Source organism: Streptomyces sp. NPDC024698 (genome assembly GCF_055559015.1).
On sequence record NZ_JBVHLK010000006.1, the window covers coordinates 367,125 to 382,512 of the forward strand.

Below are 15,388 nucleotides of genomic sequence, written 5' to 3' on the forward strand. Positions count from 1 at the left end.
GGTCCTGTTGAGGTGGGAGAGGGGCGGGGAGCAGGCCCCGTGCGCGGTCGGGCACGGGTCGGCGGGGGTGCGGTGGGAGCGTCGGTGTCCCGAGCTGGACCGGAGGGGGCCCCGGGGCCCGTACACTCGGCAACCGCCTCCGTGTCCGGCGCGAGGCCCCGACAGGAAGGACGCGTTGTCCGTGTTCCAGGAAGCCCCGATCTACCGCCAGCTCGTCGCGGAGCGCGGTGACGTCCCCGCGCAGGTCCGAGGTGAGGCCGAGCGGATTCGCAGCGACCTGCAACGAGTGATGCCGCCCCTGCGGACCTCGGCGCCCGCCCAGGCCGAGAGCTCCTGGAACGGCGCTCCCGCCGGCCTGGCGCTCCCGCCCGGGACGCAGCAGGGCTGATCCGCCCTGCCCCGACCCGACTCGACCGCCCGGAAGCAGAGGCTTCCGGGCGGCTGCCGTGAGACGACCCAGGGCGTGTATGGCGTCGCCGGGCGGACGGGAAGTGTCAGACACGGCCTAGGGCGCGTGACCGTTCACGGCGGCCTCGGTGACCGGGCTGCGTCGGCCGAGCGGGTCCACGACGACCAGGGCGTAGCGGGCGTACGCCGGGACCGGTGCGGCGTCCTGCCATGACAGGGCGTCGGAAGCGACGGTCAGGACCGCGAGTTCCAGCGGCACGCTGTCGGGGGTGCCCCGGTAGATCTCCAGACGGTACGGGCTGCCCGAAGCGGGGTGCGTGGTCGGAAGGCCGCTGAGCGCGAGCGTCACCGAGCCGTCCGCCGCCGTGGTGAGCAGCGGAGCGGCCGGAGCCGTGGGCGGATCGGCCGGAACGAGCAGGGACACGGCCGGCAGGGAGGGTTCGCTCCAGGTCCCCTCCGCGTCGTCCCCGATCGCTCCCCATACGGGTTCCACGCCTCCGTCGACGGGTACGGCGGCGGTCCCGGGCGGCAGCGGTGGCTCGGGCGGACAGCGCACCTCCGCGTACCAATCGGTGTGCACGAAGGGGCTGAGCGCGCTCGCCGGTGCCGTCACCTCCGCCGTCCACGGCGCCCCGTCGCCCGGTGCGGTCAGCGCCCCGGTCGTCCACACCGGCGCGAACCGACGGTCGGCACCGGTTCGGGTGCGGCGGATCCGGAACTCCGGCGCCCCGCCCACCGCCCCGGCGAGCAGCTCGGGCCGCAGACCCCGGGCCCGTACGGTGAGGGCGACCCCGCCGTCCGGAGCGGTGACGGCGTCCAGGAGGGGCGGCTGCGGCCGGTCGGCCCGGGGGACGGCGACCGGGACGAGACCGCACGTCGCGAACGGCGGCTCCGCACCACCGGCCGTCAGGGGGACGATCCGCACGAACTGGACACTGCGCAGCCCTCCGGGCAGCCGGGTGGAGAAGTGGACCGTGCCGTCGGCCTGCGGGGTACCGCCGGTCTCCCCGAGGAACGTGAACACCCCTTTGTCGGTGAGACGGTCGGCGACGGCGTGCAGCCGTCGGGCCTGCGCCGCCCTGACGGAGTCGGTCGGGAGGGTGACGGGCGGGACGAGGGACCCGGCCAGGCGGCGCGCGTCACCGAGGTAGACCCGGTAACGGGCGGCGCCCGCGGACGGCGGCCAGCGCAGCGCGAGTTCGGCCAGGCCGGTGGAGTCGGCCCCCGCCGTCCAGACGAGCGTCGGAGAGGTGGGCACGCTCCGGGGCGAGCGGGCGTCATGGGCGAGCACGAGCACGGTGGACTTCGCCGAGGGGGTGCCCTCGGAGTCGACGAACCAGGAGATGACCGGCACCCTGCGCTGCTGTCCCACGGCGAAGGCCGCGGGCCGGACCTCCACGAGCACCTCCTGGTTCTCGGCGACGGATTCGGGCGGGAGCGCGATCCCGTCGGCCTCGACCCACAGCTCGCGGACGGGCAGGCCGCCCGGCGCCGTACGCACGGAATCAGGGACCGTGCAGCGCAGACGGAGCGTCCCCGGCACCCGCGGTGCGCTCGTCCCGTCGTCGGCGTCCGCGTCGAAGGCCGCCTCGACCACGGGCGGCGGTGGGGCCGGCCGCTCCGGCAGGGGCGCGGTGAGGTCGGAGCCGTCGGACCACTGGCCGAACTCGTCGGAGCCCCAGACCCGCCAGCTGGCGCCGTCCGGGTCGGCGGGGACCGCGCCGTCCGCCAGGATCCGCCGGTTGTTGCCGGCCCAGTTCGGCACGAGCGCCAGGGCGCGGCTGACGAAGCCCTCGCCCGGGGGCGGCTCGAAGCGGTTCAGCGGCACGGCGGGTCCCGGAGCCGTCCGGACGCATCCGACCATGCCGCGGGCCGGCTCGTCGCCGAGGGACAGCGCCTGCCGCCAGCTCTCGGGTCCCGCCTGTCCGGGGTCCGCCCGCGGATTCCAGGCCCCAGGGGAGTCGAGGGCGAGCCGGAACGGGGCGGGAGGGTCCTGCTGTGCGTCACCCGGGGCGACCGCGAGCGTCAGGAGTGTGCGGCAGCTCCAGGGGCCGGACTCACCGCCCTCGACGGCGGAAAGGCCGGCGATGAGGGCGGGCGCGTCGGGGAAGAGGCCGTCGAGTGTCGGCTCCAGGCCGGGCAGTGAGGGCGGGGGGCCGAGCACGTCGCCCAGGGTGACGGGGCCGGTGAAGGGGCTGCCCGGTTCCCGCACCACCCGCTGTTCCTGGACCGCCCAACGGGACGCGACGAGCCAGAGGTTGCAGTCCTCGACCGGTCCGGTGGCGGCGAAGGGAACCAGGGTCGCCAACCCCAGATAGCGGGCTGTCTGCGGGTCCACGGACATGGTCAGCAGCGACGGGGTCACCGGAGCCGTGGCACGGCCGGTCCGGCCGTCCTCCAGGGTGAGCAGGTCGCCGTAGGAGGCGAGGGCCGGCGCGGTGGCGGGATCGCTCCAGCCACTGGTCAGCCACGGATCGATCAACTCGGGCCCGATCCGGTCCATGACGCGGTCGGTGTCCGCGACCGGATCGGGGCCCGAGGGGTCCGGCCCGTAGGTGTCCGGCGGTCCGAGCCGGGGCGGGACGGCCGAGGCGACACGGTCCCGCGCGGCGTCCCGCGGGGAGGTGCGCGGATCGGGGGCGTACCAGTACGGAGGCAGCTCGATCGGCAGCCCGAAGATCTCGGGACGGATGTCGCCGAGGCCGTTCGGATGCACGGACGACTGCCGTACGCCCCATGCCTCGCCGATGGTTCCGGCGCCGGTCGCCCGCAGCCGGACGACCCGGGTGTGGCCGAAGCGGTAGTGCGGCGCGGTCAGGGTGGCGAGGACGCGGTCGCCCCCGCCCGCCGTGCGGTTCGCGTCCAGCAGCTCCATGCGCAGCCCCCGGTCGTCGGGCACCGCGACCTCGGCCCAGAGGTACGGGTCGTCGGCGGGGATGCCGAAGACGGCCCCCTCGGCGCGCCCGCCGGCGTCCTCCAGCTCGAACGGGACGGTCAGGCGCTGTCCGCGGACGTCCCGCCACACGACCGGCATCCGCTGCGTCTCGGCGCCGGACAGCCGCCAGGCGGCGAAGGGGTGCAGCGGGATACCGAGCCAGGGACTGACCCGCACGCGGAGGTGGAAGCCCTCGGCCAGCCAGGTCGTGTCGCTCACGGCGAGGGCGCTCGCCCGGAACAGGGAGGGCGGGGCGATGGGGATGCTCATGGCAGGTCCTCCGCGAAGCCGGGCGTCGTCGTGACGGGGCAGACGACGTCCGCCGTCCTCGCCGTGGTGGCGGCCTCCAGCGGTACGTCCTGCACCGTCACGGACAGGGCGAGCGGGCCGGCCGGCCCGAACGGAACCGCGGTGAGGAAGAGGAGCCGGTCGCCCGACCCGCTGCGGATCACCGTCTCGAAGGCGTGGGTGCCGCAGCGCAGGCCGTCCACGCGCAGCCGGCCGCCGTAGCCGCTGATGCCGAGGGAGTCGGTCCTGTGCACCGGTTCCGGCGCTTCCACCAGCACCCCGTGGAGGGCCCAGACACCGCCCAGGTCCACCCACAGCGCGCTCGTGCGTCCCGAGCGGACGGCCGCGAGCCGGCCGATCCCCAGCCGCACGAGGGCCTGTTCGAGACCGCCGTCCGCCGTGGTGTCGCCCGGGGCCATCGGCACCTTCACCGCTCGCAGATCACCGGCGAGCCCGCCGCCGGCACCGTCCGGCGTGAACCCGAGGTCGTCGAGCAGTGCCGCGGGACCGCTGTAGCGGGAGGTGCCGAAGATCCCGCCGCGGATCTCCGCGCCGCCCGTGTTCCCGGTGCCGCCGGAGTCGAGGAACGGGAAGGCGAGGGAGAGTTCGTACGTGCTCCGGGGCTGGAGCGTGGGTCTGCCGCCCACGGTCGCGCCGGGCTTCGGAAAGGCGCAGCCCCCATACTCGCCGATCGCCTTCTGGAGCAGCTGGTCCGCCTGAGGCTGTGCCTCCGAGACGACGGCCTTCCACCGGTGCCGGGCGGCCGTGAAGGACTGTTCCTCGAACGGGTCCGGGTGTCCCTTGGTGGGGTCCGTGCGGCGGACTCGTACGACGGTGTCGTGGTCGTAGACGGCCGCGAGGTCGGGAACGTGGTCGACCTCCAGCTGGACGCCGACAGGGTCGCCGTGGAACCAGTCACCGGCCTTGTCGCGCGGCATCCAGGACAGGACGTAGCGCTGGAGGTAGACGGGGTCGAAGCGGTCGGTCCGCTGGTGGACGCTCGGGGCGGCGACGAAGGCGTCGTAGTGGGTCCTGGCCAGCGCGCGTGAGGCGGGTGTGGGCGGTGTGGGGCCCTGCACGTACTGCTGGTCGCCGCTGGGGGCGGGCCCCGACATGTCGGCGGTGCGGAACCAGTAGCGGTCCGTGTGGTGGACCAGGTTGCCGTCCTTGCCCTCGCGACGGCCCTGGCCGTCGATGCCGACCTCGACGCGGTAGACGGTGCCGGGCCGCAGCATCGGGCGTGGTGTGACGGCGGCCGCCTTCGCCGCCGCGGTGCTTGCGGCCTGCTGTCCGGCGGAGGTGGCGCCCTCGGCGGTCTCCCAGGCCTTCTGGGTGACGGCACGGACACCCAGCACCTGAGGGGCGAGCGCGGGGTGGTAGCTCAGGACGACCCCCGTGTACATCGCGCCGTCCCGTAGTTCGTAGCGCCGGACGAACGCGTCACCGAGGCCCGGCCCGTCGTCCCCGGGCGCGTACGGGAACGGCGTCGACGAGCCGTCGGAGGCGAGCAGTCCGACCCGCATCCGGTCCGCGAACCCGTCGGGCCAGAAGGGCAGTTGGAGCAGCAGGCACGGGTTTCGGAGCTCCTCGGAGAAGGCGAGGAAGACATCGATCCACACCTCTCCGACCCCGGGAGCGCTTTCCTCCGGGTCACTGTCGTACGGCAGCCCGTCCACGTGCGGGAGGGCGAAGGCGCCGGTGAACGGGCGCTCCGTCGTGTCGAGTTGCTCCTCGAAGGAGACGGGTGTGCCAAGACGCAGGGGAAAGGTGTACGGGAACAGGCCCGCCGTCGCGTCGTCCAGCGGGATTTGGCCCCAGACGGCGTCGACACGGGCGTCGAACACCGAGGCGTACGCGCCGCCCGTGGGCTCGGTGGGCAGCCGCCACGGGGTTCCCGGACCGGGCCGGACGCCGAGTTCGCCCAGGGCCCATCCGGGGTCGGGCTCGTACCGGGTGTGGCAGCGGCGGGCGATCTTCTGGGCGGGGTTGTTCGGATCGAGTGTGCCGCCGTCGGCCAGTTTGCGGGTCCACAGGGCCGACTCCCAGGTGAGCAGCGCCAGTTCGCGCGCGCCCCGTTGGCCGGGCGCCCCGGCTCTGATGTCCTGCCAGGCGGCGTCGAGCGGCCCGCCGGCCGGGGTCTCGGCGCCGGTCACGGGGTCGACCGCGGTCAGATCGAGGCTGGTGAGGGTGTAGGTGTGGCTGATGCGGTCGTTGCCGACGACTCCGTCCCCGATCTCCGCGGCGGCCCAGGCGAGGCCCGCGCTGAAGGGGCCCGGCCGAAGGCCGTCGGCCGGTCCGGCGGTGAACTGGAGGAGGGGAATGGCGTCCGGCCAGACGGTGGGGAGGGAGTCGTTCGGCGGCCGGGTCTCGGACCGTACGGCGTCGGCCGTCGTGGTGTAGCGGTGGTCGGCGAGCGCGACCGATTCCAGCGGCCAGTCGACCGGGTCGGGGATCGTGTCGCCCTTCACGCCGAGTTCGACGCCGGCGCAGCCCTGGAGGCTGAAGAAGAACAGGTCGACCTCGCCGCAGACCTTGAACTGGACCCAGGTGTCACCGAGTTCGGGAGCGACCTGGAACGTCACCTCCGCACTGGTGCCGATGGAGACCGGCCCCAGATGCAGGCTGCCGGAGAGGTGGCCGACGCCGGCCAGCAGGACCGGCCGGGTGCCCAGGGCCAGCAGGACGGACGCGTTGACGTCCACATGGATGAGCGGGATGCCGTACCGGGCGGTGAACCCGGCGCCGAAGCCGAGCGAGAAACCGGCCGGTGACAGTGCGGGGTCGCCGCCCAGGTGCGGGATGCCGTCGCCCTCGACCATCAAATAGGCCCAGGCGCCGATGGGGAAGAAGTCCGGCAGCACCCGCACTTGAAGCGGTCCGGGTCCGCGGCCCAGCACGTTGTCCGAGCCGAGCCTGACGTACCAGTCGCGTCCCCGGGCGGGGAAGCGGGCACCGAAGGGCGCGTCGGCGGTGAACAGGACGGGCACCTCGTAGTGCGCGCGCAGGGCGGCCGTGACGCCGTCGTCGTCGACGGTGAGCGCGCCGACGAGACTGCCGCCCGCGGACGGTTCTCCGAGGTCCTCGGTCATCCGCACGCGGGGTGACAGGAACCGGCCCTGGAGGGACGCCCGTACGGCGACGTCCGGCAGTCCGATCACCAGGACGCACTTGGCGCTGAAGGTGAAGCCGAGGTCGGGGGCGGTACCGACGACCGCGCCGAGACCGAACACGCTGCCGTCGGCGCAGCTGTAGGCGTCGGTCCGGAACGGGTCGAGGCCGAGCTGGAAGAGGACCGGATCGACGTCGGGTCCGGGGCGGGGCAGCGCCGCGTGGACACCGAAGACACCGCCGAGCCCGTACAGGCCGAGCCCGCTGTTGCCGAGGGGGATGGGCCCCGGCAGGTCGGTCCGCAGCGAGAGGACCAGTTGGTTGACGCCCGAGCCGCAGGGCTTGTACGTGAGGGCGGCGGCCGTGGCGATGTTCAGCGGGACGATCCGGGCGGAGAGGGCGAGGTCCAGATCCCCCGCACCCAGGGAGGCCCTGCCCTCGCCCTCGAACAGTCCGGGCATCTCCAAGGCGGCGTCGAGGCCGCGCAGTTGGGGGTGCAGGGCGCCGCTCGGCGCGAGCGTGACGCGGACGGTCGCGCCGCTGACCTTGACCGGGCCGAGGTCGAGCGCGAAGCGGAGGTCGATCTCGAACCACTGGGAGCCGTGGCCGGAGCGGCTGCCGAGCACGTCGAAGAGGTCTTTGAGCGTTCCGGGCGAGTCGACCTGCCAGCCTCCGGGGTCCTCCACGTCCACGTCCGCCTCGCCGTAGGAGAGGTGGAAGCGTTCGAGTCCCTGCTGGGCGAAGTCGACCAGCAGCCGGACGTTGCGATAGCGCAGGCGCATCGGGACGTCGGGCTTCATGCCGATGCTCATGAATCCGAGGTCGACGTTCTTCACGAGCACGTCGACGCTGTAGTCGACCCGCAGGCCCAGCTTGGTCCCGGCGGGGGAGAAGCCGGAGTCCACCTCGACGGCGTGCACGGTGACCGTACCGTTCGCGGTGAAGGCACTCAGTCCCACGGCCGCCACGAGCAGCGCGTGGAGCGTCGCACCGAAGCCGTCGTACACGGGCTCCCCGGGAGTCGGCCGCTCGGCGTCGGCCATGAAGGCGGCGGCGACCGCGGCCGCGGTGACGACGACCATGCCGGCCGTGCCGGGGCCCTTGACGACGAGCAGCCCCTGGTCGCCGTCGGCCTCGACCACGAGACCGAAGTCGAAGTCGCTCGTGCCGGATCTGCGGGTGAAGCGGCCCGTCACGCGCAGCGGGCGCCCGCCGAGCCATTCGATCGATCCGGCACCGGGCGGCCCCGGTGTGATGTCCGGGCTCCAGGAGACACGGATCTCGATCATGGCCGGCAGGGCCGAGGCGAGCGAGGTGGCACCTGGGTCGTCCCAGACGACGGTGGCGTCGAAGGCCGGACGTGGTCCGTCGGCCGGTACGCGGGCCTCGGTCCGTCCGTGGAGACCGACCGGTGTGCCGAGGTCGAGATCGACAGGGAGGGGACCCGCACCGATCAGCGGAGTCGTCGCGGGAAGGAAGAGTTCGGCCCCCCGGACGGCGATGCCCTGCCAGGCGGGTGTCTCGGAAGGCGGCTGCCCTCCGGTCCCGGCGGGGACCGGAGGGGCGGGAGGGGGTGCGAGCGTCGGTGACGAGTCGACCGTGAGTCCGCCGGGCAGGTGCAGCCCGAAGCCCTGACCGCCCAGCAGGAAGGCGGCCGGTGCCGTCCCGACGGTCAACAACCCCTGCCCGGCCGCGTCCAGGGCGACGATGCCCTGTCGGGCGAGGCCACCGGCGCTGCCCTCGATCCGTACGGCCAGCGGATCCGTGCCGTTGAGCGTGAGGGCCACGCCGCCGCCCGCCGGGTCGGCGACCAGACGGCGAGCGCCGGTGACGGGGTCAGACCGGACCGTGGCCGGGCCGCAGGCGGCGGGCAGCTTCAGCAGTCCGCTCGCCGGGATCAGGTCCAGCTCGAAGCCGGTACGGGCGGCCACCGGCCCGGTCAGTCGCAGCGTGAACGGGATCGCGGGTCCGAGCGGACTGATGGAGAGCCGGGCGAAACCGCCCGCGGAGTCGTCGGCCGTCGCTTTCAGCGTCCCCGAGAACGGGCCCGTGACAGGACCGGCCGGTGCGGACGGATCGGGCGCCAGATGATCGAGGAGCCCGCGGATATCGGCCGGAAAGACGATTCGTGCCAAAGCGTCGGGGAGGAGCGGTTCCAGGAAATCGAGCATCGTCACGGTCACGACAGACCTCTTCGTCGACCCGGCACCTAAGAAAATGCTGCGCTTCCGCCGAGTGATCCGCAACCGTACGGCGGATCCGGCCAGTTCCCGACGCGAGACGGTCTTCTCCCCGACATGAAAGAGGGAACCTGGATTCACGACTGCGTTTGCGTGTCCTGTCGCGGGAGAGAACCATGGATCGCAGGTAAACGGCAGCGAATTGACGCCTGCAAGAGGGTGCGTGCCATGGGAGCCAAGGTCTACTTCATCAAGGGCGACAGCTATGCGCGCTACGCGCTCGACCCGGACCCCGGAACCGTGGAATACGTCAAATCGATCGGCGCGAACTGGGGCAGCATGGCCGTGCGCGGATTCGACCGGGGAATCGACGCCGCCGTGAACGACGGTGCGGGGTACGTGTATTTCTACCAGGGCGGCAACTACGTCCGCTATGACATCGCGGCGAACAACATCTCCGACCTGGTGGGTGAACCGCCCTATCCGTGGCCCCTCACTGACGGATGGTCAAATTTCTTGACCGGCACAGGCTTCGAGAACTACATCGACGGCGCCCTCGACGTGGGGGACGGCACGTGCTGGTTCTTCCACGACGACATGTGCCTGCGCGGGGACGCCTCCAGCGGGATCATCACCGGCCCGGACCCGATCGCGTCCCTGGCGCCGAGCCTCGCCGACGCGGGACTCGGCTTCGACATCGACGACGCCGTACGCCTCCCCAACGGCAAGGCGTACCTCTTCAAGGAGGACATGTACGTCCGTGCCGACCCGCTGACCCTCACGGTCGACACCGGCTATCCGCTGACGACCGCGGACGAGTGGCTCGGCTGGCCGTCGACGTTCACCGCGCGGGACTTCGACGCGGTGTGGATCAACCCGAACCACCCCTGAGAACCGGCCGCGGACCGGCCCTCAGCGCACGGGGAAGCCGAAGGTGTGGCCCTGCGACGTGAGCCAGGGCAGGAGCCGGCGCAGAGCCTCGACGGTCTCGGAGCGGTCGCCGCCCGCGTCGTGGAACAGGAGCGTCGGTCCGTTGGGCAGTTCCCCCTGGACCGTGCCGACGACGGCGTCCGTGCCCGGCCGCTCGAAGTCCTTGGAGTCCACGTTCCAGCCGAGGGGCCGCATGCCACGGGAGGCGGCCAGCTTGCGGCTGTAGGGGGTGAAGGCCCCGCCGGGCGCGCGGTAGTACATCGGCCGTACGCCCCCGGACGCCTTGGTGATCATGCGTTCGGCGTCGAGTATCTCCCGCGACTGGTACGCCTCGGACTTGTGGTCCATGGTGGTGTCGTGCGACACCGAGTGGTCGCACAGCCGGTGTCCGGCCGCGACGACCTTCTTCACGAGGTCGGGGTGGGCCTGTGCCTGAGTGCCCACCATGCAGAAGGTCGCCTTCACCCCGTACTCGCGCAGCACCTCCAGCACTTGAGGGGTCCACACGGGGTCGGGGCCGTCGTCGATGGTGATGTTGACGCCGTGCGGTCCCTTGTCCGAGGAGTGCGCGATGGTCACCGCCACCGGCTTGACGGCGGACTGCGCGGAGGGGCGGTGCGAGGAGCCGTGTACGGCACCGGCCTGAGCGGTCCATATCGAGGCACCCGCGGCGAGCAGGGTCACCCCGAGCGCCGCCCCGGCCACCTTGCCGTACCACCCACGCCTACTGCCGTGCCGTGCCATGTCCGCCCCACTTTCGCGCTGTTCCGCGGTCGTCCCCCAACCACCTGGCAGGACGAGCATCGGCCGCCGGGGGATCCGCCTGTTACAGATCACGGACAGTTCCGGGAGGGAACCAGGACATTGCGGCGGACGACAGGGGGCAACGCGTCGCCTCCTCAAAGAAGTTGAGTGGCACGGCGCCCCTGAGTACGGTGATCCGATGTCATCCGTCAGGAAGTTCCAGGTCACCTTCGACTGTGCCGAACCCGAGCGTGTCGCCCGCTTCTGGTGCGAGGTGCTGGGATACGTCGTGCCACCGCCGCCGAAGGGGTTCGCCTCCTGGGACGCGTACAAGAACTCGCGGTCACCCGAGGACCGTGACGCGTGGTTCGTGTGTGTCGATCCCGAAAACGCCGGACCGCGACTGTACTTCCAGCGTGTTCCCGAAGGTCGGGTCGTCAAGAACCGGGTGCATCTCGACGTACGGGTCGGCACCGGACTCGTGGGCGAGGAGCGTCTGGCCGCGCTGGAGGCCGAATGCGCTCGACTGGTCGCGCTCGGCGCGGTCCATGTGCGCACCCTCGTCGCCGACGAGGAGAACGAGTCCTGCATCGGGATGCAGGACATCGAGGGCAACGAGTTCTGCCTCGACTGAGTTCACCGTTCCCGCGCCGTTCCCACCGGATCCCGCCCGTTCGCGCCGGTCCCCACCGTCCCCGTCGTCCCCGTCGTGTCCACCTTGTGATCCGGCGTTCACGGGGACGGCGGGCGGCTCCTTCGGGGCCCTCCCGCCGGGGGGCCGAGGAGCTCCGGGACCGGTGACTCCCCAGCCCGGAGGGCGAGTTCGGACCGCCTCGCCGGCTCCGGCGTACGAACACCGGGGGAGCGCCCCGGGGCCACCGCGCCGCCAGGACCCGGCCAGGTGCCGCCGATGCGAAGAAATTCCTGCTCACAGGCCTTCCGCGTGCCCTTCGGGCTGCTCTATGTTCTGCACCCATGCTCCTTGCCGATGATCAGCGCGGCGGCCGTCGGCTCGGCCACACCGCCTCCCTCACCACCGCGGTCGTCCTCGCGGTTCTCTGCGCCGTTCTCGGCTATGCCGACGGGACCGGACTCTTCGCTCCGGAGAACTGGCCGGACGCGGGGTTCGTACCCGGCGGCGCGACCAGCCCCGCCTGGGCCACCGTGGTGTTCCTGCCGCTGCTCATCGGCGGTAGCGCGCTCGCCGTGTACCGGCTGGTGCGTGCCGCGGCCCCCGCCGCACGTGCGCGGTGGGTCTTCGGCGCCGTCTGGTCCACCCTGATCCTGGTGGCGTTCCTGGCCAAGTTGGTCTACAGCGTGCTGCTTCTGGCGATCGCCGGACCGGGCGGGCTGCACCTGTTCCCGACGGCCGGGGCGCTGCTCGCCGAGTGCGGCATGACGGGCGCGAAGTACGCCGTGTTCGGGCCGCTGGTCGCGGGCCTGGCCGCGGTGGCGTACCGGATCGGCCTGGGGCGCTCCCGCGACAAGAGCGACAAGAGCGACAAGAGCGACAAGAGCGATAAGAGCGGCGAGGCCGGCGAGAACGCTGACAGCGGCGGGAGCGTCGAGAGCGGCGTCAGCGGTGAAGCGGACGCGCCCTCGGAAAGCGAGGCGCGCGGAGAAGGCGACAGGCGCGGCGGGCGAGTCGCCGGGGGCGCGGGCACCGGCCTCGCGGGCCTGGCCGGGATCGCGGGCTTCGCCTGGCTGCCGGGCGGTGCCGCCGTGGCGCTCCAGGCGGGTAGGGGCCAATTCGCCTGGGCCGCGGGCCCGATACCCGGCGGCCTGGGGACGGCCACCCTCGTCAGCGGGGTCGTGGCGGTCCTCGCCGGCATCGGGCTCTGGCGCCGGGTGGTGTCGCCGGGCCTGACCCGCGCCGGCACCGGCGTGACGCTGTGGTCGCTCGCCACGACGCTCACCGCGGCGGGCGTCCTCGGATTCGTGCCGCTGTGGCTTCTCGACGGGTGCCTGAACGGCTTCGGCGGGGCGCTGTTCCCGATCGCGTCCGTGCTCGCGCATGGCGCCGAGGGCGTCACGGCGGGCGTGTGCGCGGGCATCGTGTGCGTGCCCTGGGTCGCGGAGCTGGCGTGGCGGCGCCGTACGGAAGCCTCGGCCGAGCGGGGAGGCCTCGGGCTCGCCGTCCGCTGGGCGCCGCCGGTCGCGATCGCCGCCGTACTGGCCCTCGCCGCCGGCACCCTGGCACCTGGATCGGTGACAGGGGTCGCCGCCGTCGACGCGCCACGACAGGCCGCCGGCCTCGGTGACCGGACCGGACTGCTGCCGCTGACCGTGCTGCGCCGCGAGGGACAGGACCCGGTGATCGGCGACAGCACGGGCCGTCAGGTGCTGCTCCGCGGTGTGAACGTCAACCAGCTCATCGACTACGGACAGCCCGACCCCGGCAAGCCCACGGTGTGGCCCCTCCAGGACTCCGACTACGCCCTGATGGCGCGGTACGGGTTCGACGTCCAGCGTCTCGCCCTGTCCTGGTCGGCCCTGGAACCGAAGCGGGGCGTCTTCGACGACGCGTACCTCGCCCGGGTGCGCACCGCCGTCCGACAGGCCGCCGCCCACGGGATCCACACCGTCCTGGACCTGCACCAGGACACCTTCTCGAAGTACGTCAGCGCCGCACCGGGAACGCACTGCCGCGCCAACGCCTCACCGGAGTTCGGCAACGACGGCGCCCCGGAGTGGGCGACCCGCACCGACGGTGCCAAGGCATGCGGCTTCCTCGGCCGCGACCTCGCCCCCAACGTCCAGCAGGCGTTCACCAACCTCTACGACGACACCGACGGCATCGGCACCGAGTTCGCCCGCGCCTGGGGCCACCTCGCGGACGCCTTCGCCGACGAACCCGCGGTCGCCGGCTACGACCTCCTCAACGAGCCCGGCCCCGGCAATGCCCCGGGCGTGACCTCCTCGATCCTGCTCGGACGCCTCTACCAGCAGGCGATCACCTCGATCCGGACCGCGGAGTCGAAGGTGCCCGGCAGCTTCCACCACCTGGTGTTCTTCGAGCCCTCCATCCTCTGGTCGGGCCTCGGCTTCGACACCACCCCGCCGGCCGGATTCGCCGACGACCCGCTGCTCGTCTTCTCGCCCCACCTGTACAGCGAGTCGATCACCATGGACCAGGGCCTCGGTGTCACCCTCACCTCGATCGAGCAGGGTTACACCACCGCCGAGCGCACCGCCCGGGCGTACGGGGCACCGCTGTGGTCGGGCGAGTGGGGCTGGTTCGGGGAACCCGACGACTTCCGCTCCCGGTTCGACCGCTTCCTCGAACGGCAGAACACCGACGTACTGGGCTCGGCGATCTGGGTGTGGAAGAAGGCCTGCGGTGATCCGCAGAACGACCCGGCGGCCACCACCTCCGGCGGCGGTGTCGTGCTGTACACGTGCCCCGACGGCAAGCCGCTGCCGAGCCCGTCCTTCGAGATCACGGCGCTGTCCCAGGCGTACCCGCGCAGCGCTCCCGGGCGTCTGACCTCCCTGCGGTCCTCGCTCACCGAGCGGGATCTGCGGCTGGCGGGCACCGGGACGGGCACGCTGGACGTGTGGGTTCCCGGAGCGGGCCGCCCCGAGGTCACGAACACCGGCCTCACCGGCATCCGGCTGGCGCGACAGCCCGGCGGCTGGCGGCTCACCGCACAGGCCTCCGGCCGCTACACCCTCCGCGTGGCATAGCGGCGGGCCGTCGGCCCGACCCGCCTCGGGGGCGGGCCGGGCCGACGGTCGGGCGGCTGTCAGCCGCCGGTCCAGGGACGGAGCTTCTCGGGGTTGCGTACCACCCAGATGCGACGGATCCGGTCGCCCGCGACCTCGAACCCGAACACCGTGACGGTGACACCGTCCTGCTGGGCCACCAGGCCGGGCCGGCCGTTGACCGTACGCTCCAGCAGCGTCATGCCGTCCGGCCTGCGGCGGGCGAGTTCGACCCAGGCGTGGGCGATCCGCTCGCCGCCCTCGATGGGCTCCAGGAAGGTCCGGGCGAGGCCGCCGCCGTCGGCCACCGCCGTCGCGTCCGGGTCGAGCAGGCCGATGAGGGCGTCGATGTCCTTGGCCTCCCACGCCTCCTTGAACGCGCCGACGACATCGGTGCGCCCGACCGCCGCCGTCGCGGCGGGCCGTGCCGCCCTGATCCGGCGGCGGGCCGAGGAGGCCAGCTGGCGACAGGCCGCGGGCGTACGGCCGACGATCCCGGCGACCTCGGCGAAGGAGTGGCAGAAGACGTCGTGCAGGACGAACGCGACGCGCTCGGCCGGGGTCATCGCTTCGAGCACGACCAGGAACGCCAGACTGACCGACTCGTCCAGCGTCACCCGGTCCGCCGGGTCGACGCTCGCACCCCCCGTCCGCCCGCTGACCCACTCCGTGCGCCCGGGCAGCGGCTCGGGGATCCACTCACCCACATAGGTCTCGCGCCTGACCCGTGCCGAACCGAGCACATTGAGGCAGACGCGACCGGCGACCGTCGTCAGCCAGGCGCCGGGGGACACGATGGCGTCCCGCTCCTCACGGGACAGGGCGTACCAGCGGGTGTACGTCTCCTGGACGGCGTCCTCGGCCTCGGTCAGGGACCCCAGCAGCCGGTAGGCGAGATTCACCAGATGACGCCGCTCGCTCATCACCGCGTCCAGGCCCGGACGGCCGTCCTCTGGTTCGGATCGGGTGGTCATGGTGCCGACAGCTCCCTCGGTCGCATCCGCTCTCACCGGTTCGACAGGACAGCGCACCGGAATGTGAGGCCGAAGCCGCGCCTCACGTTCCGCGGGGCTGTGTTGTCGAACCGGTG

At 72.7% G+C, this 15,388-nt stretch carries 8 protein-coding genes; 4 read left to right on the forward strand and 4 right to left on the reverse strand.

The window, feature by feature from the left end; translation table 11 throughout:
* Positions 1-181 precede the first annotated feature (181 nt).
* Positions 182-388 (forward strand): hypothetical protein, encoded by a 207-nt coding sequence (locus ACZ4AA_RS17305; protein ID WP_467602176.1) that lies wholly within the window; start codon positions 182-184, stop codon positions 386-388.
* A 117-nt stretch (positions 389-505) separates the two neighbouring features.
* Here the strand turns inward: ACZ4AA_RS17305 and ACZ4AA_RS17310 are convergent, their stop codons facing one another.
* Both ACZ4AA_RS17310 and ACZ4AA_RS17315 read right to left on the reverse strand, forming a co-directional pair.
* Positions 506-3,613 (reverse strand): hypothetical protein, encoded by a 3,108-nt coding sequence (locus tag ACZ4AA_RS17310; RefSeq protein ID WP_467602179.1) that lies wholly within the window; start codon positions 3,611-3,613, stop codon positions 506-508.
* Positions 3,610-8,922 carry a hypothetical protein gene (locus tag ACZ4AA_RS17315; RefSeq protein WP_467602182.1) on the reverse strand — a complete coding sequence of 1,771 codons (5,313 nt, stop codon included), beginning with the start codon at positions 8,920-8,922 and terminating at the stop codon, positions 3,610-3,612. Before ACZ4AA_RS17315 ends, ACZ4AA_RS17310 begins: the two co-directional genes overlap by 4 nt.
* Positions 8,923-9,147: 225 nt before the next feature.
* On the opposite strand from ACZ4AA_RS17315, the gene ACZ4AA_RS17320 reads away from it, so the two are divergent.
* A complete protein-coding gene (locus ACZ4AA_RS17320; protein WP_467602185.1) occupies positions 9,148-9,810 on the forward strand; it encodes a hemopexin repeat-containing protein in 663 nt (220 codons plus the stop codon).
* Positions 9,811-9,831: 21 nt separating this feature from the next.
* Here the strand turns inward: ACZ4AA_RS17320 and ACZ4AA_RS17325 are convergent, their stop codons facing one another.
* On the reverse strand, positions 9,832-10,593 hold the full coding sequence (locus ACZ4AA_RS17325; protein ID WP_467602188.1) for a polysaccharide deacetylase family protein: 762 nt from the start codon (positions 10,591-10,593) through the stop codon (positions 9,832-9,834).
* Between the two features lie 199 nt (positions 10,594-10,792).
* On the opposite strand from ACZ4AA_RS17325, the gene ACZ4AA_RS17330 reads away from it, so the two are divergent.
* A complete protein-coding gene (locus ACZ4AA_RS17330; protein WP_467602191.1) occupies positions 10,793-11,227 on the forward strand; it encodes a VOC family protein in 435 nt (144 codons plus the stop codon).
* A 341-nt stretch (positions 11,228-11,568) separates the two neighbouring features.
* Positions 11,569-14,280, forward strand: coding sequence for a glycoside hydrolase family 5 protein (locus ACZ4AA_RS17335; RefSeq protein ID WP_467602194.1), 2,712 nt, complete (start codon positions 11,569-11,571; stop codon positions 14,278-14,280).
* Between the two features lie 59 nt (positions 14,281-14,339).
* On the opposite strand, the gene sigJ is transcribed toward ACZ4AA_RS17335, so the two are convergent.
* Positions 14,340-15,272: an RNA polymerase sigma factor SigJ gene (gene sigJ, locus ACZ4AA_RS17340; RefSeq protein ID WP_467602197.1), complete on the reverse strand. Its 933-nt coding sequence runs from the start codon at positions 15,270-15,272 to the stop codon at positions 14,340-14,342.
* Between the last annotated feature and the right edge of the window lie 116 nt (positions 15,273-15,388).

What these genes read in the sequence shown, in the direction of transcription:
- ACZ4AA_RS17310 (WP_467602179.1), bottom strand. Translation starts at nt 3,613, where the DNA reads ATGAGCATCCCCATCGCCCCGCCCTCCCTGTTCCGGGCGAGCGCCCTC.
- ACZ4AA_RS17320 (WP_467602185.1), top strand. Translation starts at nt 9,148, where the DNA reads ATGGGAGCCAAGGTCTACTTCATCAAGGGCGACAGCTATGCGCGCTAC.
- ACZ4AA_RS17325 (WP_467602188.1), bottom strand. Translation starts at nt 10,593, where the DNA reads ATGGCACGGCACGGCAGTAGGCGTGGGTGGTACGGCAAGGTGGCCGGG.
- ACZ4AA_RS17330 (WP_467602191.1), top strand. Translation starts at nt 10,793, where the DNA reads ATGTCATCCGTCAGGAAGTTCCAGGTCACCTTCGACTGTGCCGAACCC.
- ACZ4AA_RS17335 (WP_467602194.1), top strand. Translation starts at nt 11,569, where the DNA reads ATGCTCCTTGCCGATGATCAGCGCGGCGGCCGTCGGCTCGGCCACACC.
- sigJ (WP_467602197.1), bottom strand. Translation starts at nt 15,272, where the DNA reads ATGACCACCCGATCCGAACCAGAGGACGGCCGTCCGGGCCTGGACGCG.